The organism is Bradyrhizobium sp. BRP56, assembly GCF_020194035.1.
Lineage (GTDB): Bacteria > Pseudomonadota > Alphaproteobacteria > Rhizobiales > Xanthobacteraceae > Bradyrhizobium > Bradyrhizobium australafricanum.
Map to the genome: position 1 here is coordinate 25,855 of NZ_JADYVV010000066.1, position 21,574 is coordinate 47,428.

Consider the following 21,574-nt stretch of genomic DNA (forward strand, 5'->3'; position numbering starts at 1 on the left):
CCGGCGATCCATCGCGCTTTCTGAAGATGGATGCCCGGGTCAAGCCCGGGCATGACGGCTTCTTGATTGGAGAGACCATGCCCCATCCCAACGACCCAAAGCTCCGCTCCTTCATCGACGTCGCACCGACCTCCGACTTCCCGATCCAGAACCTGCCTTACGGCGTGTTCTCGTCGAAGGATGGCCTTGCGCCGCGCGTCGGCGTTGCGATCGGCGATTATGTGCTCGACCTCTGGGAGCTCGAGCAGGACTCGCGGCTCGATGTCGGGCCGCTCGGCGTGTTCTCGCAGCCGTCGCTCAACGCCTTCATGGCGCTCGGGCCGAAAGTGTGGTCGGCGACGCGGGTGCGGATCAGCGAGCTGCTCCGCTCGGATCATCCGGAGCTGCGCGACAACAGGGAATTGCGGGCGCGGGCGCTGGTGCCGATGGCTGACGTCAGGCTGCACATGCCGTTTGCGGTTTCGGGCTATACCGATTTCTACTCGTCGAAGGAGCACGCCACCAATGTCGGCGTCATGTTCCGCGGCAAGGACAATGCGCTGCAGCCGAACTGGCTGCATATGCCGATCGGCTATAACGGCCGCGCCTCGACTGTGGTCGTGTCGGGCAGCAAAGTGCGCCGCCCCCGCGGCCAGCTGAAGCCGCCGACTGCTGAGGTACCGAGCTTCGGCGCGTGCAAGCGGCTCGACTTCGAGCTCGAGATGGGCGTGGTCGTCGGCCAGGCCTCGCCGATGGGCGAGATGCTGACGGAGAAGCAGGCCGAGGAGATGATCTTCGGCTTCGTCATCCTCAACGACTGGAGCGCGCGCGACATCCAGCAGTGGGAGTATGTGCCGCTCGGCCCGTTCCAGGCCAAGGCGTTCGCGACCTCGATCAGCCCGTGGGTGGTGACGCGCGAGGCGCTCGAGCCGTTCCGAATGCAGGGCCCGGCGCAGCAGCCGGCGCCGCTGGCGTACCTCAAGCAGACCCAGCCGAACAATTACGACATGCAGCTCGACGTTGCGCTGCGCGCCGGTGCGATGAACGAGGCGAAGACGATCTGCAGCACCAACTTCAAATACATGTACTGGTCGTCGGTGCAGCAGCTCGTGCACCACGCGTCCAGCGGCTGCGCGATGAATGTCGGCGATCTCCTGGGCAGCGGCACGATCTCCGGCCCCGAAAAGCATCAGCGCGGCAGTCTCCTGGAAATCAGCTGGAACGGCACCGAGCCGGTCGAGCTTGCCGGCGGCGTCACGCGCTCGTTCCTTGAGGACGGCGATTCGCTCGTGATGCGCGGCTGGTGCCAGGGCGACGGCTATCGCGTCGGCTTCGGCGAGGTTGAAGGAACGATTGTCGCGGCGGAGTAGCTCCCCGCGCATTCCGCGGCTTCACCTCCCCTTGAAAAGGGGAGGTCGGTTTGCGCAGCAAACCGGGTGGGGATCTGGTCTCTCCGTAGACGCCAGCGCTCGCGGCTGACCCCCATCCCACCTTCCCCCTTTCAGGGGGAAGGAGCCCGACAGTGGGGCCGTCATTGCGAGGAGCTCGCGACAAAATTGCAAAGCAATTTTGCGCTGAAGCGACGAAGCAATCGATCCGGCCCCGGCATGGAGAGAATGGATTGCTTCGCTGCGCTCGCAATGACGAGTGAGTCTCACCGTTCCTCGGGCCTGACATCCCTCAAGCGCGCCGTATTCGCCGCGACGTCCTCGAGGCTGTACTTCAAATGCACCCGCTTGTCCGACGGCGGCTGGTTGACCGTGCAGACACCCGGCCGCCACGGCTTGGCCGGGCGGATCGGCCGCGGCGCAAAACCGCCGCCGCAGTTCGGGCAGACATTGCCGAGCCTGGTCTCGGCGCAATCCGCACAGAACGTGCATTCATAGGAACAGATCCGCGCGTCGGTGGCGCTGGGTGGCAGGTCCTTGTCGCAGTATTCGCAGTTCGGTCGCAGCTGCAGCGCCATGGTTCGTCTCTCTTGCCGTTGTCGAAATGATCGCAAGTGGTGCCGCAAAAGCGAATGGCGGATTTCCCTCGATTCGAGCCATCACGCCTGTAGCGATTTCAGCGGCAGCCTGGTGCTCTCCTTCAGGCGGTCGAGCACGATCGAGGAGCGCACGTGGGCCACGCTCTGGTGCGGCATCAGCACGTTGTTGACGATGTCGGACAGGCTCTTGAGGTCGCGCAGCATCACCTTGAGCACGTAGTCGGCATCCCCGGTCAGCGCATAGGCCTCCTGGATATCATCGACGCGGTTGACCAGTTCGCGAAACCGCTTGGCGTTGTCGGGCGAGTGGGTCGCAAGCGTGATGTGGATGAAGGCGATCAGGCCGAAGCCGAGCGCCTCGCCGGCGAGGTCGGCGGGGTAGCCGGCGATGACCTTCTCCTCCTCCAGCCGCATCCGCCGCCGCGAACATTGCGATGCCGACAGCCCGACGAGGTCGGCCAGCTGCTGGTTGGTCAGCCGGCCGTCGTCCTGCAGCGCGGCGAGCATTTTCAGGTCGAAGGCGTCGACTTCGGGCATGCGCAGAATGTCCATTTCATGCACGGATCGTGCGCGATACTAGCAAATCAAGGGTCATTTTGCACGCACGTTGCGCAGCAAGTGACGGAAACTGATCTCCAGACAAAACAGGGAGTTGCCGCCATGGGTCCGTTTCCGCACGATGCGCCGCCGGCCGAGATCAGCACTGAGAACCCGATGGGCACCGACGGCTTCGAGTTCGTCGAATATGCCCATCCGAATCCGGCGGAGCTGCACGCCCTGTTCAAGCTGATGGGCTTCGTCGCGGTCGCCCGCCACCGGACCAAGCAGATCACGGTCTATCGCCAGGGCGACATCAACTATCTCGTCAATGAGGAGCCGGGCAGCCACGGCTTCAACTTCGTCGCCGCGCACGGCCCCTGCGCACCGTCGATGGCATTCCGCGTCGTCGATGCTAAGCATGCCTATGAACGCGCGATCGCGCTCGGCGCGGAGCCGGCGGATGTCTCGCCCGCAGCGAAGACGCTCGATGTGCCCGCGATCAAGGGCATCGGCGGCAGCCTGCTTTATTTCGTCGACCGCTACGGCGCCAAGGGTTCGGCCTATGATGCCGAGTTCGAGTGGCTCGGCGCGGCCAACCCGCGCCCCGCAGGCTCGGGCCTGTATTACGTCGATCACCTCACCCATAACGTCCATCGCGGCCGGATGGATGTCTGGACCGGCTTCTATGCAAAACTGTTCAACTTCCGTCAGATCCGTTTCTTCGACATCGAGGGCCGCGCATCCGGTCTGTTCTCCCGTGCGCTGACCAGTCCGGACGGCAAGCTCCGGATTCCGATCAACGAGGACGCCGGCGATTCCGGTCAGATCGAGGAATATCTCAACGTCTATCGCGGCGAGGGCATCCAGCACATCGCCTGCGGCGCGCGCGACATCCACGCGACCGTCGAGAGGTTGCGCGCCGATGGCCTGCCGTTCATGCCGTCGCCGCCCGACACCTATTTCGAGCGGATCGACGCCCGGCTGCCCAAGCATGGCGAGGACGTCGCGCGGCTTCGGACCAACGGTATCCTGATCGACGGCGAGGGCGTGGTCGACGGTGGCCAGACCAAGGTGCTGCTGCAGATCTTCTCGGCCAACGCGATCGGGCCGATCTTCTTCGAGTTCATCCAGCGCAAGGGCGACGACGGTTTTGGCGAAGGCAACTTCAAGGCGCTGTTCGAATCGATCGAGGAAGACCAGATCCGCCGCGGCGTGCTGAAGGTCGATCACGCGGCGTAGGCCTTGGAGGGGAGCGCGTTCGCTCAAAACTCTCAGTCGTCGTCCCGGCGAAGGCCGGGACCCATAACCACCGAGTCTAGTTGTAGAAGGGATCGCGGCCCCAACGTCGCACAATAGCCGGCATTTGGGGTAATGGGTCCCGGCCTTCGCCGGGACGACGGTGAATTACTTCCCCGCCTTCCACGCGCTGGTCACATCGCCAATATTCGCGAGCTCCGGCTCGCGGATTGCCGATGGCGTGCGCGAGAAGCGCGGCGCGGGGGCGGGCTGGGTGACGCCGTGGCGTTCGACGAACACCTGGCGGGCCGCCATATGCGGATGCTTCGGCGCTTCCTCCATGGTCAGGATCGGCGCGAAGCAGATATCGGTGCCTTCCATGATCTGGCACCAGTCCGCGCGCGACTTGCTCTTGAACACCCGGGTCAGCTTCTCCTTCAGCGCCGGCCAGGCCTTGCGGTCCATCTGCGCGTCGAAATCGGCGTCGGTCAGGTCGGCATGCTTGCGCAGCAGCGCGTAGAACTGCGGCTCGATCGAGCCGATCGAGATGAAGTTGCCGCAGGAGCATTCGTAGACGCCGTAGAAATGCGCGCCGCCGTCCAGGAAATTCTGGTCGCGGCCGCCGCTCCAGCGGCCCTGCGCGGCCATGTCGTAGAACATCGACATCAGCGAGGCCGCGCCGTCGCACATCGCGGTATCGACCACCTGGCCCTTGCCGGACTTCTGCGCTTCCAGCAGCGCTGCGAGCACGCCGACCACGAGGTAGAGCGCGCCGCCGCCGAAATCGCCGACCAGGTTGAGCGGCGGCACCGGCTTCTCCTTGGTGCCGATCGCGGCCAGCGCACCCGTGATCGAGATGTAGTTGATGTCATGGCCGGCGGCATTGGCCAGCGGGCCTTCCTGGCCCCAGCCGGTCATGCGGCCATAGACCAGTTTTGGATTGCGCGCGAGCACGACATCGGGGCCGAGGCCGAGGCGCTCCATCACGCCGGGACGAAAGCCCTCGATCAGCGCGTCGGCGTGGCCGAGCAGGTCGAGCGCTTCGGCAACCGCCGCCTTGTTCTTGAGGTCGAGCTCGATGACCTTGCGGCCGCGAGTTGCAACCGCCTTCAGATTCTTGCCGGCGCCGATCCGATCAAGCGTGATGACCTCGGCGCCCATGTCGGCGAGCAGCATGCAGGCGAACGGGCCGGGGCCGATGCCGGCGAATTCGACGATGCGGAAGCCGGCGAGCGGGCCCGAGGTGCGGGCGGCGGTCTGGGAGGCAGGTTTATCGAGCACGTTGTTCTTCCGTTGGTTGCGGGGCGCTAGGCGGCTGAGATGTCACGGCTGGCTTGGTGCCGAACTTCATGCGTTCTCCCAGCCGTCCGTGGGACGGTATTTTTAATTAGCTGATTAGCTAAATTGTCTCGCCTAAAGGCGGATGTGGCAAGCACCTTTTGTCCTGTGCCGCCGGTAAAAACGCGAACGGCGCGCATCGCTGCGCGCCGTTGCAGACTTGTGTTTAGACGCTATCAGCCCGCGGCGACGACCGCCCGCTGTCCCATCACCTTCACCAAATTGGCGCGGTAGTCCGCCGAGCCGTGGATGTCGGCGAGCAGGCCGCTCGCCGGGATCGTCACGCTGTCGAGCGCCGAGGCCGCCCAGTTCGCCTTCAGCGCCTGCTCGATCGGCGCCACCCGCATGACGCCGCTTTGCGACGCACCGGTCGCGGCGACGCGGACGTCACCCGACTTGGTCTTGGCGACGAACACGCCGGTCAGAGCGAAGCGCGAGGCCGGGTTCGGAAACTTCGCGTAGCCCGCCTTGGCCGGGACCGGGAACGACACGGCGGTGATGATCTCGCCATCCTCGAGCGCCGTCGTGAACAGGCCCTTGAAGAAATCATCCGCCGCGATCGACCGCTTGTTGGTCTTGACCGTCGCGCCGAGCGCCAGCACCGCCGCCGGATAATCCGCCGCCGGGTCGTTGTTGGCGAGCGAGCCGCCGATCGTGCCGCGATAGCGCACGGCAGGATCGCCGATCATCGACGCCAGATTGGCGAGCGCCGGGATCGCCTTCTGCACCGCATCGTTTTGCGCCACATCGTAATGCGGCGTCGCAGCCTTGATGGTGACGGTGTCGCCCGACACCTCGATGCCGATCATCTCCTGCACCTTGGAGAGGTCGATCACGTCGGAAGGCGCGGCAAGACGCTGCTTCATCACCGGAAGCAGGGTTTGTCCGCCGGCGAGGAATTTTGATTCCGCGCCCTTGGCGAAGGTTGCGGCGGCGTCAGCGACCGAGGAAGCGCGGTGATAATTTGTCTCATACATGGCTCTTCCTCCCTCAACCGTGAATGGCGTGCCAGACGCGATCGGGCGTCGCCGGCATTTCCAGCTTGTTGTTGCCGATGGCGTCCGTGATCGCGTTGATCACGGCAGCAGAGGCGCCGATCGCGCCGGCTTCGCCGCAGCCCTTGACGCCGAGCGGGTTGCCCGGACACAGCGTCGTGGTGTGGGAGAGCTGGAACGAGGGCAGGTCGTCCGCGCGCGGCATGGTGTAGTCCATGAAGGACGCGGTCATGAGCTGACCGGTGCCGTCATAGACCACGCCTTCGAGCAGTGCCTGGCCGATACCTTGCGCAAGGCCGCCATGGACCTGGCCTTCGACGATCATCGGGTTGATCAGCCGGCCGAAATCGTCGGCCGCGACGAAGTTCACGAAGGAGGTCTTGCCGGTGCCCGGATCGACCTCGAGCTCGCAGATATAGGCGCCGGCCGGGAAGGTGAAGTTAGTCGGGTCGTAGAACGCCGTCTCCTTCAGGCCGGGCTCCATGCCATCAGGCAGGTTATGCGCGGTGTAGGCGGCGAGCGCGACCATCGGCAGCGCGATCGACTTGTCGGTGCCGGTGACCTTGAACTCGCCGTTCTCGATCACGATGTCGCTCTCGGATGCCTCGAGCGCATGCGCCGCGATCTTCTTGGCCTTGGCCTCGACCTTCTCCATCGCCTTCACGATCGCCGTACCGCCGACTGCGAGCGAGCGCGAGCCGTAGGTGCCCATGCCGAACTGCACCTTGTCGGTGTCGCCATGGACGATCGAGACCTGGCTGATCGGCACGCCGAGCCGCTCTGCGATGATCTGGCAGAACGTCGTTTCGTGGCCCTGGCCGTGGCTGTGCGAACCGGTGAGCACCTCGATGGTGCCCACCGGGTTGACGCGGATCTCAGCAGACTCCCACAGGCCGACGCCGGCGCCGAGACTGCCGACCGCCTTCGACGGCGCGATGCCGCAGGCCTCGATGTAGCAGGAGATGCCGATGCCGCGCAGCTTGCCGTCGGCTTTCGCCTTGGCCTTGCGGGCCGGGAAGCCGGCATAGTCGATCGCCTTCATCGCGGCATCGATCGAGGCGTGGAAGTCGCCGATGTCATACGCCATGATCACAGGCGTCTGATACGGGAACTGGGTGATGAAGTTCTTCTTGCGCAGCTCGGTCGGATCGACCTTCAACTGCCGCGCCGCCGTCTCCATCATGCGCTCGATCAGATAGCTCGCCTCGGGACGGCCGGCGCCGCGGTAGGCGTCGACCGGCGTGGTGTTGGTGTAGACGCCGATCACCTCGGCATAGATCGCCGGGATCACGTACTGGCCCGACAGCAGCGTGGCGTAGAGATAGGTCGGCACCGCCGAGGAGAACAGCGACATATAGGCGCCGAAATTGGCGTGGGTCTTCACCCGCAGGCCAAGGATCTTGTTGTCCTTGTCGAACGCCAACTCCGCCTTCGAGACATGGTCGCGGCCATGCGCGTCGGTGAGGAAGGCTTCGGAACGGTCGCCGGTCCACTTCACCGGGCGACCCACCTTCTTCGAGGCCCAAAGCGCCACCATCTCTTCGGGATAGATGTAGATCTTGGAGCCGAACCCGCCGCCGACGTCGGGCGCGATCACGCGCAGCTTGTGCTCGGGCGCGATGTTGTAGAACGCCGACAGCACGAGGCGGGCGACGTGCGGGTTCTGCGACGTCGTGTAGAGCGTATAGTGCTCTTCGGCCTGGTCGTAATGCGCGATCGCCGCGCGCGGCTCCATCGCGTTCGGCACCAGGCGGTTATTGGTGAGGTCGAGCGTCACCACATTGGCCGCCTTGCTGAAGGCATCCTTGACCGCGGCTTCGTCGCCGAGATGCCAGTCATATACGATGTTGCCGGGAGCTTCGGGATGAAGCTGCGCGGCGCCCGGCTTGATCGCGGCCTTGATGTCGGCCGCTGCGGGAAGCTCTTCGTAATCGACGACGACCGCTTCGGCGGCGTCCCTGGCCTGGTTCTTGGTCTCGGCGATCACGACCGCGACCGCCTGCCCGACAAAGCGCACGGTCTCCGGCGCCATCGCCGGCCACGCGCCCATTTTCATCGGTGAGCCGTCCTTCGAGGTGATGGCCCAGCCGCAGATCAAATTGCCGACCTTGTCGTCGACGATCTGCTGTCCGGTCAGCACCGCGATCACGCCGGGCATCTTCATGGCCTCGGCTGAATTGATGCCCTTGACCTTGGCATGCGCATGCGGGCTGCGGATGAAGTGAGCGTAGCTCATGCCGACCATTTTGACGTCGTCGACGTAACGTCCTTGTCCGGTGATGAACCGGCGATCTTCCTTGCGCACGACACGTGCGCCAATTCCTTCAACACCCATTGTCTAGTCCTCCCGACCGGAGATTCGATTTGCCGCCGTTTCCATCGAGACCGGCGGTGGTGAGCTTGATCGTGTGCGGTGCGTGGCGCGCTATTCGGCGGCCTGCGCAACCTTCATGCGGCCTGCTGCGTCGAGCACCGCCTTGACGATGTTGTGGTAGCCGGTGCAGCGGCAGATATTGCCTTCGAGCTCGTGGCGAACCGTTTCCTCGTCGAGCTTGCCGCCATGGCGGTGCACGATGTCGACAGCGGACATGATCATGCCGGGGGTGCAATAGCCGCACTGCAGGCCGTGATTGTCGCGGAACGCCGCCTGCATCGGGTGCAGCTCGTCGCCTTTGGCGAGGCCTTCGATCGTGGTGACGTTGCAGCCCGCGGCCTGGCCGGCCAGCATGGTGCAGGATTTGACCGCCCGTCCATCGACATGGACGACGCAGGCGCCGCACTGGCTGGTATCGCAGCCGACATGGGTGCCGGTGAGGTTCAGGTTTTCGCGCAAGAGGTGCACGAGGAGGGTTCGGTCCTCAACGTCGACCGAGACCGCCTTGCCGTTTACCGTCAGTTTGACTGTAGACACGCGTTTCTCCCAATAGCTTCGTTATGGGCCCAGTAGACCACGCTTCATGTGGGTCGTAACCGCGATCAAAGTCGTAGTTATGGTCCTGTCACGAAGGCGCCGGGCAGTGGCTCTGATCCTAGCAGGCGGCCGTTCAATGGGCAATTTGCAAGCAGCCGGCGGCGTGCTCCGGCGCGACGAAATTGCCCGGCAGCGCAAGCGGTTTTCGGCAAACTGACGGTGCTCGCCGCACGCCAAAATCGTCGCCGCGATCGCTACTACCTTCCGCCTATAACGACGCAAAGGCGTTGCTGTCATTTTCATCGCCGACGCAGCGACGGAAGATCGCTGGTTCATGAAATTCGGTAGCGATCCGCGCCCGCGATGCATCCATCGCGGCAACAAAATCATATTGGAGGAAGCCAATGAAGCTGAGGAGCGGGATTTTCTTTGCCGGCGTGTCGCTGGTCGCCATCGTGCTGGCAGGCATTGGTGCGTCGAAAGCCAATGATTCCGTCGTGAAGGCGGCGTCCGATCCGAATGGATGGGCAATCGCCGGCCACGACTACGGCAATACGCGCTTCAGCCCGTTGAAGCAGATCAATTCCGAGAACGCCGGCAAGCTGCAGCTGGTCTACTCGCTGTCGCTGGCTTCGCTCCGTTCCAACGAGTCGTCGCCGGTCGTGATCGGCAAGAACCTGTATGTGTCGACCTCTTGGGGCCCGAAATACGTCTATGCGATCGATGCCGCGACCGGCGCGCGGAAATGGACCTGGCAGCCCGATATTCCGGATGACGTGCTTCAATACGCCTGCTGCGACGTCAACAATCGCGGCGTGTCCTATGCCGACGGCAAGATCTTCGTCGGCCGGCTCGACGGCAAGCTGACCGCGCTCGACGCCGAGACCGGCAAGGAGCTCTGGACCTCGACGGTCGTCGACTACAAGCAGGGCTCGGTCATCACCTCGCCGCCGCTCGTCGTCCGCGACAAGGTCATCACCGGTTTCGGCGGCGGCGAATACGGCGTCCGCGGCGCGTTGCAGGCGTTCTCGCTCAAGGACGGCAAGCTGCTCTGGCAGACCTACACGGTGCCGGCGCCGGGCGAGCCCGGCAGCGAGACCTGGAAGGGCGATACCGGGCTGCACGGCGGCGGCGCCGCCTGGCTGGTCGGCTCCTACGATGCCAAGTCGGACACGGTCTACTGGGGTACCAGCAATCCGGGGCCGTGGAATACCGCGGTGCGCTCTACCGGCGACGGCAATTTCGGCAAGCTGACCAACCTCTACACGGCCTCGACGCTGGCGATCGATCCCAACACCGGCAAGATCAAGTGGCACATCCAGGGCACGCCGGCCGACGCCTGGGACTATGACGGCGTCAACGAGCTGCTGCTCGCCGACCTCAAGATCAAGGGCGCCGAGACGCCCGTGCTGATGAAGGCGGACCGCAACGGCTTCTTCTTCGTGGCCAACCGCGAGACCGGCAAGATGATCTCCGCGGAGAAATACGTCTTCGCCAACTGGGCCAAGAAGTGGGACGTCAACACGATGCGGGCGGAAGAGGATCCGGACAAGCGTCCGGGCCCGGGCCATCCCGCCAAGGACATCTGCCCGAACCTGATCGGCGGCAAGAACTGGCAGCCGATGTCGTTCAACCCGCAGACCGGCCTCGTCTACATCCCGAGCAACAATGTCTGCATGGACTGGTCGGTCTCTGACGTGAACTACAAGCGCGGCGTGTTCTATCTCGGCGCCGAATTCCCGACCAAGCCGGGCCCCGGCGGCTTCCTCGGCGAGCTCGTGGCCTGGGATCCGATCGCCAACAAGAAGGTGTGGAGCATCAAGGAAGACCTGCCCTTCAACGGCGGCACGCTGACGACCGGCGGCAATTTGGTGTTCTCCGGCAACCTGCATGGCGACTTCCGCGCCATCGATGCCAAGAACGGCAAGGTGCTGTGGAGCAAGAACCTCGGCAGCGGCATCGGTGCAGGTCCCGTGACCTATTCGGTCGACGGCAAGCAGTATGTCGCGATCGTGGTCGGACGCACCGCGGCGCTGCCGGCCTTCCTCGGTGACATCGGCAAGAAGATGGTCGCCGCGGCGCCCGAAGGCGGCTCGCTGTTCGTGTTCGCCCTGCAGTAAACGATCGTCTAGGAGGCAGCATTGTCCGTGTCCTGCATCGCCCGAAACGAACTGCGCACCCCCTCGCGCAACACGCGGTTGGAACATGCAATCCGGACCGTGCTGCTCTCCGCCCTGCTCATGGTGCCGGCCCTGGCGGCCGGCGCCGACGAGACAAAGCCGCCGCTGCGGCTCTGCGCCGACCCGACCAACCTGCCGTTCTCAAGCGACGACCCGGGCAAGCCCGGCCTTTATCTCGAGATCGGCCAGGCGGTGGCGCAGAAGCTCGGCCGCACGGTGAGCACCAATTGGTACAAGTCCTATTTCGGCAAGCGCACGGTGCGGGAGACGCTGCTCAGCAAGCAGTGCGACGCCATGGTCGGCCTGCCTTTGATCGACGATTTCATGGGCCCGGCGGTGATCTTCTCGAAGCCGATCGCCCATGAGGGCTATGCGCTGGTCGGCAGCAAGGACCGCAAGCTTGCCGGCGTCGACGACCTCAGGGGATTGCGGGTTGCGGTGCAGTATCAATCGACGCCGCAGAACCTGCTCGCGCTGCGCGACGACGTCCAGAAGGTGACCGTGCTCAGTCCGGAGGAGGGTATGGCGGCGCTCGCACAGGGCAAGGTCGACATCGCCTTCATCTGGGCCCCGGTGGCGGGTTGGCTCAACAAGACCAGCTACGACGATAAATATCAGATCGTGTCCACCGAGGGCGACGGCCTGCTCTGGGCGACCGCGATCGGTTTCGCCAAGGCGTCCGGCGCGCTGCGCGATGAAGTCGACGGCGTGCTGCCGGGGCTGCAGGGGGAGATTGCCGCCCTGTTTGCCAAATATGCCGTGCCGAACGGCGCCCCGGTGAAGTTCGGCGAGGCCGACCGCGCGACGACGTCGTCCGTCGGCGCCAGCGAGCCCGTCACGGTCGGGCAGGCCGCGGCCGAGAAACCGGTTCAGACCGCCGCGACCGCCGGCGACGCCAAGGGGGATGCCACCGCGGGGCGGGAGGTCTTTAACGGAACCTGCGCGCATTGCCACGGCCCGGACGCGGTGCAGGCCGAGCGAAAGATCGATCTCAGGCTGCTCAAGAAGCGCTATGCTGACGACATGGAATCGACATTCTGGAAGACGGTCCATGACGGGCGGCCGGCCAAGGGCATGCCGGCCTGGAAGGACGTCTTCAAAGACGACGAGCTCAGAAACGTATATGTCTATCTGCAGAGCGTGCAGGATACCGGCGGATCGAACTAGAAGCTGCGGTTCGCAAGAGGAGCGTTTTCGAGCGAAGTGGATACCGGTTCGCGTGAAGAAAACGCGTCAGAACATGAATCGAGAGCCCCGTTCCGATCCAATCGGAACGGAGGCTTGAGCAGTGCGAGGGTCCTCATGATGGGGTTCCTGATCATCGACGATCACCCCCTGTTCGGGGAGGCGCTTGGCAACGCCATTCGCATCTCGCATCCCGATGCCCGGATCTATGAGGCCACCTCGATCAAGGGGGCGCTTGGCATCCTCGCCAGCGAGCCGAACATCGACCTGGCGCTGCTCGATCTGCTGCTGCCCGACGTGGTCGGCTTCTCCGGCTTCCAGAAGATCAGGGATCGCTATCCGCGGCTGCCGATCGCCATCGTCTCGAGCGAGGAGGACAAGCACACCATCCGCGAGGCGCTCGAGATGGGCGCGGTCGGCTACCTGCCGAAGTCGACCTCGCTCGGCGAGCTCTCGCAGGCGATCGCGCGCGTGCTGAGCGGGTCGGTCTCGGCGCCGCGGGATTTCGTCGCGGTCGGTGCGCTGGAACAGTCCGAGACGGCGCGGACGCTGCGCGAACGCATTCAGAAGCTGACGCCGCAGCAGATCCGCGTGCTCCATCTGATCATCCGCGGCCTGCAGAACCGCGAGATCGCCGCCGAGCTCAAGCTCGCGGAATCCACCGTGAAGGCGCATGTCACCGAGATCCTGCGCAAGCTGAAGCTGTTCAGCCGCAACAAGGCGATCATCGAGCTCGGCAAGATTCCGCTTCCGGTCCCGGAGGCCTGTTCGGGCGCAAAGGCGGAGAAGGCGCCCTAGTGTGCTGAATGCGAAGTTCGTGTGATTTCGCGGCAGCCACTTTCACGAACTTCGCATTCATAAGGCACACTAGAATCAAAAGTTTGCTAGTGTCCTTATCGAATCCGAAGTTCGCTCCGAAGGTGCGGCAAATGATGCGAACTTCGGATTCGGGACACTAGCCGTGCTGCACTGCGAGGCGGGCGCATTGGAAATCCTGCCTATAGGCTACCATCCGGCTTTGAGATAACGTCGTGCGCACAATAGCTGTCATGAGCATCCGAGGGAGGACGGCGCAGCATTGACCACGACCGCGCCCCTGGCGGACGAGCCGCCGCTCGGCAAGGCGGGTACGCCTCGACTGCTGATCGTCGAGGATCACCCGCTGTTCCGTGCCGCCCTGATCGGCGTGATCGGGGCCGAGTTTCCCGATGCCGAGGTGCTGCAGGCGACGTCGATCGACGGTGCGCTGGATGTGATCGCGGCGCGCGACGGCCTCGATCTGATCCTGCTCGATCTGTCGATGCCCGGCACCACGGGCCTGCTCGGCGCCTACCGGGTGCGTGCCGCCGCGCCGCGCAGCGCGCTCGTGATCGTGTCGGCGCATGACGATCCCCGGATCGTCGGCGGCGCGATCTCGCTCGGGATTTCCGGCTACATCCCGAAGTCGACGCCGAAGCTCGAGCTGGCGCGGCTGTTGCGCGGCATTCTCGAAGGCGCGGTGTGCCTGCCGCCGCGCTTTCGCGATACCGCCGCCGCGCGGAAGGCCCAGGCCGAGGCGCGCGAGCTGGTGCAGCAGCTCGGCCAGTTCACCGCGCAGCAGCTTCGCGTGCTCGACATGATCTGCCGCGGCCTGCAGAACAAGCACATCGCCTATGAGCTCGATATCTCGGTCACCACCGTGAAGGTGCATGTCTCGGAGATCCTGCGCAAGCTTGGCGTGCGCAGCCGGACCGAGGCCATCATCGCGCTGTCGAAGCTGGACTTCGGCAAGCACGACCACGCGCCGGTGACGGCCTCGCCGTCGTCGCATGGCGCCTAGAGCCTTTCCCGTTTCGATGGAATCGCAACGGGAAAGGCTCCAGGTTTTGTCTTGACGCGTTTTCTTCACGCGAACCGGTATCCACTTCGCTCGAAAACGCTCTGCTCATAACCGCGCGCTCGACTGCTCCGCCGCCAGCAGGAACGACAGCAGCGAGCGCATCTCGGCGGGCTTGATCGGCTTCTTCAACAGTTCATGGCCGAAGGCCGATACGTCGGAGGCGGCCTTGGCCGAGTAGTCGGCGGTCACGATGATCGCCGGCACCTTGGCGTTGATCGCGCCGCGGATGACATCGACGGCCTGAATTCCGGTCTCGCCATTGTCGAGATGCAGATCGGCGATGATGGCGTCGGGAATGCCGTCGAGCGCGTGGATGCGCTCGAGCGCCTCGGTCTTGGAGATCGTCACCGCAACGTCGCAGCCCCATTTCTCCAGCAAATGGGCGAGCCCCTCGGCGCTCGAGAGGTCGTTCTCGATCAGCAGGATCTTGGCGCCCTCCATGCCGCCATAGCGATAGTCGACGCTGGCCTGTTCGCGCACCGGGATCGCAACCGGATCCAGCGTGCGAGGCACGGTGACCGAGAACACCGAGCCCTTGCCGGCGCGCGAGCTCAGCCTGATGTCATGGCCGAGCAGGTCGGCAAACCGGCGCACGATCGAGAGACCAAGCCCGATGCCGGCCTTGTCGCCGGCGCTGGTCTCGCCGCGCTGAAACTCGACGAAGATGGCTTCGCGCTGCGCTTCCGGAATGCCCGGCCCGGTGTCGTGCACCTCGATGCAGATGTCATCGCCCCTGGCACGGCATCCCATCAGCACGCTGCCGCGCTGGGTGTAGCGCAGCGCATTGGCGACGAGGTTTTGCAGAATCCGTCGCAGCATCAGCGGATCGGAGCGAACCACCGCGGACGACGGCATGATCCGGAAACCGAGATTGCGCTTGGCGGCGGTCGCGACAAATTCCTGCTCCAGCGGCTCGAACAGCGAGGCGATCGCGACCGGCCCGAATTCGGGCCTGAGCACGCCCGCATCGAGCTTGGAGATGTCGAGCAGCGTCCGCAGCATGTCCTCGAGCGTCGCCAGCGAACGGTCGATCTGATCGGTCAGCGCGACGCTCTTGGACTCAGTTGCCATCTCGGTCAGCGCGGACAGCGTCAGCCGCGCCGCATTCAGCGGCTGCAACAGATCGTGCGTGACCGAGACCAGCACGGATGATTTCAGCGAGCTCGCCGCCTCGGCCTGCTGCTTGGCCTGCAGCAGGCGACCATTGGTTTTCTCGAGCGATTGCAGCGCCTGCTTGAGCTGCTGGGTGCGGTCGCGCACCTGCTGATCCAGCGCGATCGCGGTCTCGAACAGCGAGAAGGCGTTGAGCTGCTGATCGGTCGAGCGTTCGACGCGCGACATCAGCGCCGCGTTGATCTTGCGCAGCTTCTCGGCCTCGCGTTCGAGCGCCGCAATTCGCGTGGTCTTGGTATCCGTCATTGCGGCGCGAGTGCCCGCTTGCCGATGGCGATGCCGGTCAGCGTCTGGTTGACATGCATGGAGCGATACTGCTCGCCATAGGTCTGAAAGCCAATCACTTTGTTGCGGCGATAGAGCTCCGACATCTCCCGCGACAGCTGGCGCTGCTCGACGTCGAGCCGGCGCAGCACGCATTCGAAGCCGATGAACATCGAGACCTCGCCGAGATCCTCGGTCAGCTCCTTGAGCAGGCGGCTCGTCACGTCGATCGGGTCGCGCTCGCGCGCCACCGTCAGCACCATGCCCTCGTCGATGGCGCAGAAGAATTGCAGCGATCCGTCCGGGTTGGTGCGCTGGATCGACCGCGCGTAATAGGCGCCGCCGACGCGAACCAGCACGGGGTGCGCGGCGAACGAGAACAATTCGAGCTTGCTGTCGCTGAGGCCGACAGCGCGGGAATATTCCAGCGCGGCCGGCTCGGCATTCAATTCCTTGACGATGCGATGCTCGATGTCGGCCTCGGTCACCACCATCTTGGTTGAGGTCGGTTCGAAGTGGTCGCACTTGAACAGGCGGAACGGCAGCCGGGTCCGGATCAGGATCAGGACCGCGGCATCGGTAAAGGCCTCGCCGCCATGGAAGACCCAGGACTTCTCGAAGCGCAGGCCGTCGCCGGCGGAGCCGCCGACCACCGGGATGTCGCCGAGCGACGCATAGATCGCCGACATGATGGTCTCCTCACGCTGGCACATGCCGTCGATGAAGAGCAGCCCGAAGGAATCATGGGTGTGATCGCAATGCTCGGTGCGTTGCGCGAATTCGTTCTGCAATTCGGTGCAGATCGAGCGGCCGTGATCGACCCGAAATGTCGAAAGGTCGAACAGCGGCCGGGCCGCGATGATGAAATCGGCCGCGTTGAAGCCCATCGCGACGACGCTGTCCTCGTCCCAACCGCCGGGCGACAATTCGCCGGCCGTGGTGCAGCCGAAGATCGGTACGTCGGGCATCCGGCTGGACAGTTCGGCAATGAATGTCTGCGGCTCGTAGACCGGTGACACGAACACCACGAGCATCGCGAGATCAGCCGCCGCCAATTGGCGCGCGATCTCGTCGGCTGCTTCCCGCGGCCCGTCGGTCTTTGCCTGCACCACGACAATACTGTCGGAGGTGCTACCGTTCTGCTTCGCCAAAGGCGCTCTCCCTGACCAGAATTTTTTGCTTTTCTTGGCGCGGCCGATTGAACCCGCGCGGGTCGTGAGGGCATCCGGACCATGCCGCGATGGCTGGCGTTCCGGCTTGCCCGCGGCTTTCAGGTCGTGAGGGGAAATGCCATTGGCCGGGCTATTGCGCCGGCAGCTACGCTCGCCGCAAGCGCCAGTGGCGCCGGTCGACGCGATGACATGGGACACCTCCCGATGTATTCTCCTGGCCCGGCAGGGACAGGTTTGATCGGTTCTAAACTATCGGGCCGGACCCGCGCGTCAATCACCTTACCCACCCGCCTAGCCCGACCAAGGTAGTATCGCGCCGGGCCCGGCGGCCGCTGCCCATTTACCGGGCCTTATCGATTCTGCCTTAGTTTTGCGCTCCGGGGTCTGGGGCGGGTTGCTGCCGGACCTCGCGTGGTTTTCAGAATGAAGACGGGAGTTGGAATGCCGGGGCTGAAGCGATCGTTGTCGATCAGGATCCCAACCCTCAGATTTCGCGCCAAGATCATGCTCGGCTTTGCCGTCACGCTGGCGCTGTCGGCAGCCACCATGGGCTTTGCCTATATGGGCTTCGAGCGGGTCTCCGCCGGCGTCGGCTCCTATCGCCAGAGCGTCGCGGAAGCCGATCTGGCCCGCAACATCGATCGCGAATTGATCTCCTACCGTTCGCTGGCGCGCTACTTCGTCGCGACCGGCAAGGAGGACGACGCCAAGGCCGCGCTCGCCGCCGAGGGCAGCCTGAAGGACGCCATCATGGCGTCGATGAAGGGCACCACCAATCCGGCCCGGCTCGAGCAGATCACCAAGCTGGAGCGCGAATTCCGCGCCTTCACCAAGATATTCGCCGAGATCGTCCGCATCAAGAACGACAGCGCACAGACCGCGCAGAACAAGCTGACCCGCAGCGCGACCTCGATGCGCTACAAGCTCGACGATCTCCCGAGCAACGCCGATGATTCCGAGCTGCAGTCGATCCAGTTCGGCGCCAAGAAGGTGGCCGACCAGCTCCAGTCGATCACCGGGGCCGTCAATACCTTCGTCGTCAACGGCGACAAGACGGTCGCTTCCAGCGCGCTCGCCCGGCTGAAATTCGCCGACAATCTGGTGAAGGCGATCACCTCGAATAACGAGCGGATCACCCAGAGCGTGAAGGACATCACCGCGCTGCTCGAAGAGTACCGCGAGGCGCTCGCCAAGCTGATCGCGAATGCGAAGTCGATCGACGAACTGACCGTCGAGATGACGGAGTCCGCGGCCGCCATCAGCCAGGGCGCGGCGGCGATGAAGTCCGATCTGCTCGCCGACCAGAAGCGGCTTGAAAACGAATCGCACACCATGATCGGCGAAACCGAGCAGCTGATCCTGATGCTCGCCGCCGGCAGCTTCGTGCTCGGGCTGGTCTGGGCGTTCCTGCTGGGCAAGGGTATTTCGCGACCGATCGCGGCGATGTGTGCGGCGATGCGCGAGCTCGCGGCAGGCAATTTCGACGTTGTGCTGCCGGGCCTCGGCCGTCGCGACGAACTCGGCGAGATGGCCGGCGCCGTGGAGGAGTTCAAGGTCCAGGCGATCGCCAAGGCCGAACGCGATGCCGCGACCCAGGAAGCGCAGAACAAGGCGAGTGCGACCGCGCGGCGCAACGAGCTGATTCGTTTTGCCGACGAATTCGAATCCGCCGTCGGCTCGATCGTCTCCAACGTGTCGGCCTCCGCCGTGCAGCTCGAATCCGCGGCCGGTACGCTGACGCGGACTGCCGAGACCACACAGAACCTGTCGAGCCAGGTCGCCGGCGCCTCCGAGGAGGCCTCCAGCAACATGCAGTCGGTCGCCTCCGCGACCGAGGAGCTGTCGGCGTCCGTCGACGAGATCGGCCGTCGCGCCAAGGAGTCGAGCCAGATCGCGGATTCCGCCGTGCGTCAGGCCGAGCAGACTGACGCGCGGATCGGCAAGCTCTCGCGCGCTGCGCAGGAGATCGGCGACGTCGTCAAGCTGATCACCGCGATCGCCGAGCAGACCAATCTGCTGGCGCTGAACGCCACCATCGAGGCCGCGCGCGCCGGCGATGCCGGCCGCGGCTTCGCGGTGGTTGCGGCCGAGGTGAAGTCGCTGGCGAGCCAGACCGCCAGGGCCACTGACGAGATCTCCACCCATATCTCGGGCATGCAGGCGGCGACGCAGGAATCGGTCGCCGCGATCAAGGAGATCGGCGGCACCATCGGCCAGATATCCGGGATCGCGACCAACATCGCAAGCTCGGTCGAGCAGCAGAGCGCGGCAACGCAGGAGATCGCGCGCAGCGTGCAGAACGTTGCGCAGGGTACGCAGGAGGCGGCGTCCAGCGTCACCCAGGTGAATCGCGGCGCCACCGAGACCGGAGCTGCTTCCGAAGAGGTGCTGAATTCGGCCCGCTCGCTGTCGGTCGAGAGCTCGCGGCTGCGCGAGGAGCTCGACCGCTTTATGGCCAATATCCGCGCGGCATAAGGGGCGCGCGGATCTATCCATCGTCGTCCTGGCGAAAGCCAGGACCCATTACCACCACTCACTATTGTTTTAAGTGCAACTCGCCGCGTGCCCTTTTGTTGGGCCGCGGCGTATGGGTCCTGGCTTTCGCCAGGCCGACGAATTAATTGCCTGCGCCGGGACGACGCTGTTGGTTGGCGGGATGATGCGACTAGTCCCGTCCGAACTGGTGCTTCAACTCGACCTTGGCGCGCTCCAGCCGTGATCGCTCGGTCTTCGGCAGCGTCTTGCCGGCGCGGTTGATATAGAAGGTCAGCATCGACAGCGCGGAACGATAGGCGCCGCTCTTGCGGCGCGCGCTGTGCTCGGCGGATCGCTTCAGCGATGATGCGATCTTCTTCGCGCTGGTTTGCTTGAACACGCCGTGCTTGAGGTCGAGTGCATCGCTCTCCTTTGTCACCCGCTGCGACCAGCGCTTCGCCGTCCTCTTGCTTGCGCCACGCCTGCGACGCGTCGTGCCCATGGACCGTGCCGGTGATGTCCTTGCCGTCTTGCGTGTTGCTTTCTTGTGTGCGGCCATCGATGCCTCCGTGTCTTTTGAGCCGAGAACAGTTCGCCGCGATCGCGGTTCCTATGCCGCATTGCGGGAACCCTTGCCGGCCTGCCGCGTTGACACCGCGTGGCGGGCACTCCGTTTGCCGCAATTCCGGGTGAGTGAACCTTGGAACAGATCGTTCCGGGGTTTTTCTCATTGGTCGATTCTGATGACAGTGCAGCCGACACAATTGAGTTCCGCGACGACGCAACAGGCCGTGGCTCCGGTCACGCCGGACGATGACCGCATCATCGAGACCTCGATTCCGGTCCGGCTCGACAATCTCAGCTGGAGCCGCTTTCACACCCGCGTCGTGCTGGCGCTCGGCATCACCTGGATCCTCGACGGGCTGGAAGTGACGCTCGCCGGTGCATTGTCGGGCGCACTGAAGGACAGCCCGACGATGAGCTTCTCCAACGCCGATGTCGGTCTTGCCAGCAGCGCGTATCTCGCCGGCGCCGTGCTCGGCGCGCTGGGCTTCGGCTGGCTCACCGACCGGATCGGGCGCAAGAAGCTGTTCTTCATCACGCTCGCGGTTTATCTGTCGGCGACCGCCGCGACCGCGCTGTCGTGGAATGTCGCGAGCTACGCGCTGTTTCGCTTTCTCACCGGTGCCGGTATCGGCGGCGAGTATACGGCGATCAATTCGACCATCCAGGAACTGGTGCCGGCGCGCTATCGCGGCTGGACCGATCTCGTCATCAATGGCAGCTTCTGGATCGGGGCGGCGATCGGTGCGCTGAGCGCCATCATCCTGCTCGATCCCGCGTTCCTTGCGCCGGACCACGGCTGGCGGATCGCCTATTTCACCGGCGCGGTGCTCGGCCTCGTCGTGCTGCTGATGCGGATGTGGATCCCGGAAAGCCCGCGCTGGCTGATGATCCACGGCTACCCCGACCGGGCCCACAAGATCGTCGCCGATATCGAGACCTCCGTGCTCGGCCACGAGCAGTCGAGCGCAGACTTCGAGAAGATCAGGCTGCGGATGCGCGATCACACGCCGCTGCGCGAGGTCGCGGTGACGTTGTTCTCCACCTACCGGCAGCGCTCGCTGGTCGGGCTCACGCTGATGGCCGCGCAGGCGTTCTTCTACAACGCGATCTTCTTCACCTTCGCGCTGATCCTGACCGACTTCTTCGGTGTCGCCGCCAGCAATGTCGGCTGGTACATCCTCCCCTTCGCCGCCGGCAACTTCCTCGGGCCGCTGCTGCTCGGCCGTCTGTTCGATACGCTCGGCCGCCGCACCATGATCGCGCTGACCTATGGCATCTCGGGCGTGCTGCTGGCGCTGTCCGGCTATCTGTTCTCGATCGGCGTGCTCAGCGCGCAGACCCAGACCATCGCCTGGATGGTGATCTTCTTCTTCGCCTCGCCGGCCGCGAGCGCCGCCTATCTCACCGTCAGCGAGACGTTTCCGCTGGAGGTCCGCGCGCTCGCGATCGCCGCCTTCTATGCCATCGGCACCGGGATCGGCGGCGTGATCGGGCCGGCGTTGTTCGGCGTGCTGATCGACACCGGATCGCGCAACAGCGTCTTCGCCGGCTACCTACTGGGGTCGGCACTCATGATGGTCGCCGCAGTGGTCGCATGGCGCTATGCCGTCGCGGCCGAGCGGAAATCGCTCGAATCTGTCGCGCGACCACTGGCATGTGTGGAGTAGACTATGACGAAGCATGACGTGGCCGA

Annotated in this window: 17 protein-coding genes; 8 read left to right on the plus strand and 9 right to left on the minus strand. The window is 64.5% G+C overall.

Annotated features, from left to right (window positions below; genetic code table 11):
- Positions 1–77 precede the first annotated feature (77 nt).
- Complete coding sequence (gene fahA, locus I6F38_RS33990) at positions 78–1,349, plus strand: fumarylacetoacetase (RefSeq protein WP_225163487.1); 1,272 nt, start codon at positions 78–80, stop codon at positions 1,347–1,349.
- Between the two features lie 284 nt (positions 1,350–1,633).
- Here the strand turns inward: fahA and I6F38_RS33995 are convergent, their stop codons facing one another.
- Entirely contained in the window at positions 1,634–1,945 is a 312-nt protein-coding gene (locus tag I6F38_RS33995) for a DUF1272 domain-containing protein (RefSeq protein WP_028335203.1), read from the minus strand.
- Between the two features lie 81 nt (positions 1,946–2,026).
- Positions 2,027–2,503 carry an Lrp/AsnC family transcriptional regulator gene (locus tag I6F38_RS34000; protein ID WP_225163488.1) on the minus strand — a complete coding sequence of 159 codons (477 nt, stop codon included), beginning with the start codon at positions 2,501–2,503 and terminating at the stop codon, positions 2,027–2,029.
- 123 nt (positions 2,504–2,626) lie between these two features.
- Between I6F38_RS34000 and hppD the strand changes: the two genes are divergently transcribed.
- The gene (gene hppD, locus I6F38_RS34005; RefSeq protein ID WP_225163489.1) at positions 2,627–3,745 is read left to right on the plus strand and encodes a 4-hydroxyphenylpyruvate dioxygenase; all 1,119 of its coding nucleotides are present in this window, start codon (positions 2,627–2,629) and stop codon (positions 3,743–3,745) included.
- A 165-nt stretch (positions 3,746–3,910) separates the two neighbouring features.
- On the opposite strand, the gene I6F38_RS34010 is transcribed toward hppD, so the two are convergent.
- From I6F38_RS34010 to I6F38_RS34025, 4 genes are all read right to left on the minus strand, one after another.
- A complete protein-coding gene (locus tag I6F38_RS34010; protein WP_225163490.1) occupies positions 3,911–5,023 on the minus strand; it encodes a CaiB/BaiF CoA-transferase family protein in 1,113 nt (370 codons plus the stop codon).
- 233 nt (positions 5,024–5,256) lie between these two features.
- Positions 5,257–6,057 carry a xanthine dehydrogenase family protein subunit M gene (locus I6F38_RS34015; protein WP_225163491.1) on the minus strand — a complete coding sequence of 267 codons (801 nt, stop codon included), beginning with the start codon at positions 6,055–6,057 and terminating at the stop codon, positions 5,257–5,259.
- A gap of 13 nt (positions 6,058–6,070) precedes the next feature.
- A complete protein-coding gene (locus I6F38_RS34020; protein WP_225163492.1) occupies positions 6,071–8,410 on the minus strand; it encodes a xanthine dehydrogenase family protein molybdopterin-binding subunit in 2,340 nt (779 codons plus the stop codon).
- Between the two features lie 90 nt (positions 8,411–8,500).
- Positions 8,501–8,986: a (2Fe-2S)-binding protein gene (locus I6F38_RS34025; RefSeq protein WP_028335209.1), complete on the minus strand. Its 486-nt coding sequence runs from the start codon at positions 8,984–8,986 to the stop codon at positions 8,501–8,503.
- A 404-nt stretch (positions 8,987–9,390) separates the two neighbouring features.
- On the opposite strand from I6F38_RS34025, the gene I6F38_RS34030 reads away from it, so the two are divergent.
- The 4 genes from I6F38_RS34030 (at position 9,391) to I6F38_RS34045 (ending at position 14,170) form a co-directional block, all read left to right on the plus strand.
- Positions 9,391–11,106, plus strand: coding sequence for a PQQ-dependent dehydrogenase, methanol/ethanol family (locus I6F38_RS34030; RefSeq protein ID WP_225163493.1), 1,716 nt, complete (start codon positions 9,391–9,393; stop codon positions 11,104–11,106).
- Positions 11,107–11,133: 27 nt separating this feature from the next.
- A complete protein-coding gene (locus I6F38_RS34035; RefSeq protein WP_346657157.1) occupies positions 11,134–12,333 on the plus strand; it encodes a transporter substrate-binding domain-containing protein in 1,200 nt (399 codons plus the stop codon).
- Positions 12,334–12,468: 135 nt separating this feature from the next.
- On the plus strand, positions 12,469–13,149 hold the full coding sequence (locus I6F38_RS34040; RefSeq protein ID WP_016843264.1) for a response regulator transcription factor: 681 nt from the start codon (positions 12,469–12,471) through the stop codon (positions 13,147–13,149).
- A 280-nt stretch (positions 13,150–13,429) separates the two neighbouring features.
- Positions 13,430–14,170 carry a response regulator transcription factor gene (locus tag I6F38_RS34045; RefSeq protein WP_057021123.1) on the plus strand — a complete coding sequence of 247 codons (741 nt, stop codon included), beginning with the start codon at positions 13,430–13,432 and terminating at the stop codon, positions 14,168–14,170.
- A gap of 105 nt (positions 14,171–14,275) precedes the next feature.
- On the opposite strand, the gene I6F38_RS34050 is transcribed toward I6F38_RS34045, so the two are convergent.
- The gene (locus I6F38_RS34050; protein ID WP_225163495.1) at positions 14,276–15,649 is read right to left on the minus strand and encodes an ATP-binding protein; all 1,374 of its coding nucleotides are present in this window, start codon (positions 15,647–15,649) and stop codon (positions 14,276–14,278) included.
- Positions 15,646–16,818, minus strand: a complete 1,173-nt coding sequence (locus I6F38_RS34055; protein ID WP_225163496.1) for an FIST N-terminal domain-containing protein — start codon at positions 16,816–16,818, stop codon at positions 15,646–15,648. The genes I6F38_RS34050 and I6F38_RS34055 overlap by 4 nt, the downstream gene beginning before the upstream one ends.
- A gap of 462 nt (positions 16,819–17,280) precedes the next feature.
- On the opposite strand from I6F38_RS34055, the gene I6F38_RS34060 reads away from it, so the two are divergent.
- Complete coding sequence (locus I6F38_RS34060) at positions 17,281–19,314, plus strand: methyl-accepting chemotaxis protein (RefSeq protein ID WP_057021126.1); 2,034 nt, start codon at positions 17,281–17,283, stop codon at positions 19,312–19,314.
- A gap of 190 nt (positions 19,315–19,504) precedes the next feature.
- On the opposite strand, the gene I6F38_RS34065 is transcribed toward I6F38_RS34060, so the two are convergent.
- Positions 19,505–19,816, minus strand: a complete 312-nt coding sequence (locus tag I6F38_RS34065; RefSeq protein WP_346657155.1) for a DUF3175 domain-containing protein — start codon at positions 19,814–19,816, stop codon at positions 19,505–19,507.
- 241 nt (positions 19,817–20,057) lie between these two features.
- On the opposite strand from I6F38_RS34065, the gene I6F38_RS34070 reads away from it, so the two are divergent.
- Positions 20,058–21,548 (plus strand): MFS transporter, encoded by a 1,491-nt coding sequence (locus I6F38_RS34070; RefSeq protein WP_225163498.1) that lies wholly within the window; start codon positions 20,058–20,060, stop codon positions 21,546–21,548.
- The last annotated feature ends 26 nt before the right edge of the window (positions 21,549–21,574 follow it).

Excerpts from the sequence above, each read along its gene's own strand:
- I6F38_RS33995 (WP_028335203.1), bottom strand. The coding sequence starts at position 1,945 with ATGGCGCTGCAGCTGCGACCGAACTGCGAATACTGCGACAAGGACCTG.
- hppD (WP_225163489.1), top strand. The coding sequence starts at position 2,627 with ATGGGTCCGTTTCCGCACGATGCGCCGCCGGCCGAGATCAGCACTGAG.
- I6F38_RS34030 (WP_225163493.1), top strand. The coding sequence starts at position 9,391 with ATGAAGCTGAGGAGCGGGATTTTCTTTGCCGGCGTGTCGCTGGTCGCC.
- I6F38_RS34060 (WP_057021126.1), top strand. The coding sequence starts at position 17,281 with ATGCCGGGGCTGAAGCGATCGTTGTCGATCAGGATCCCAACCCTCAGA.
- I6F38_RS34020 (WP_225163492.1), bottom strand. The coding sequence starts at position 8,410 with ATGGGTGTTGAAGGAATTGGCGCACGTGTCGTGCGCAAGGAAGATCGC.
- I6F38_RS34065 (WP_346657155.1), bottom strand. The coding sequence starts at position 19,816 with ATGGGCACGACGCGTCGCAGGCGTGGCGCAAGCAAGAGGACGGCGAAG.
- I6F38_RS34070 (WP_225163498.1), top strand. The coding sequence starts at position 20,058 with ATGACAGTGCAGCCGACACAATTGAGTTCCGCGACGACGCAACAGGCC.
- I6F38_RS34050 (WP_225163495.1), bottom strand. The coding sequence starts at position 15,649 with ATGACGGATACCAAGACCACGCGAATTGCGGCGCTCGAACGCGAGGCC.
- fahA (WP_225163487.1), top strand. The coding sequence starts at position 78 with ATGCCCCATCCCAACGACCCAAAGCTCCGCTCCTTCATCGACGTCGCA.
- I6F38_RS34000 (WP_225163488.1), bottom strand. The coding sequence starts at position 2,503 with ATGCCCGAAGTCGACGCCTTCGACCTGAAAATGCTCGCCGCGCTGCAG.
- I6F38_RS34040 (WP_016843264.1), top strand. The coding sequence starts at position 12,469 with ATGATGGGGTTCCTGATCATCGACGATCACCCCCTGTTCGGGGAGGCG.
- I6F38_RS34015 (WP_225163491.1), bottom strand. The coding sequence starts at position 6,057 with ATGTATGAGACAAATTATCACCGCGCTTCCTCGGTCGCTGACGCCGCC.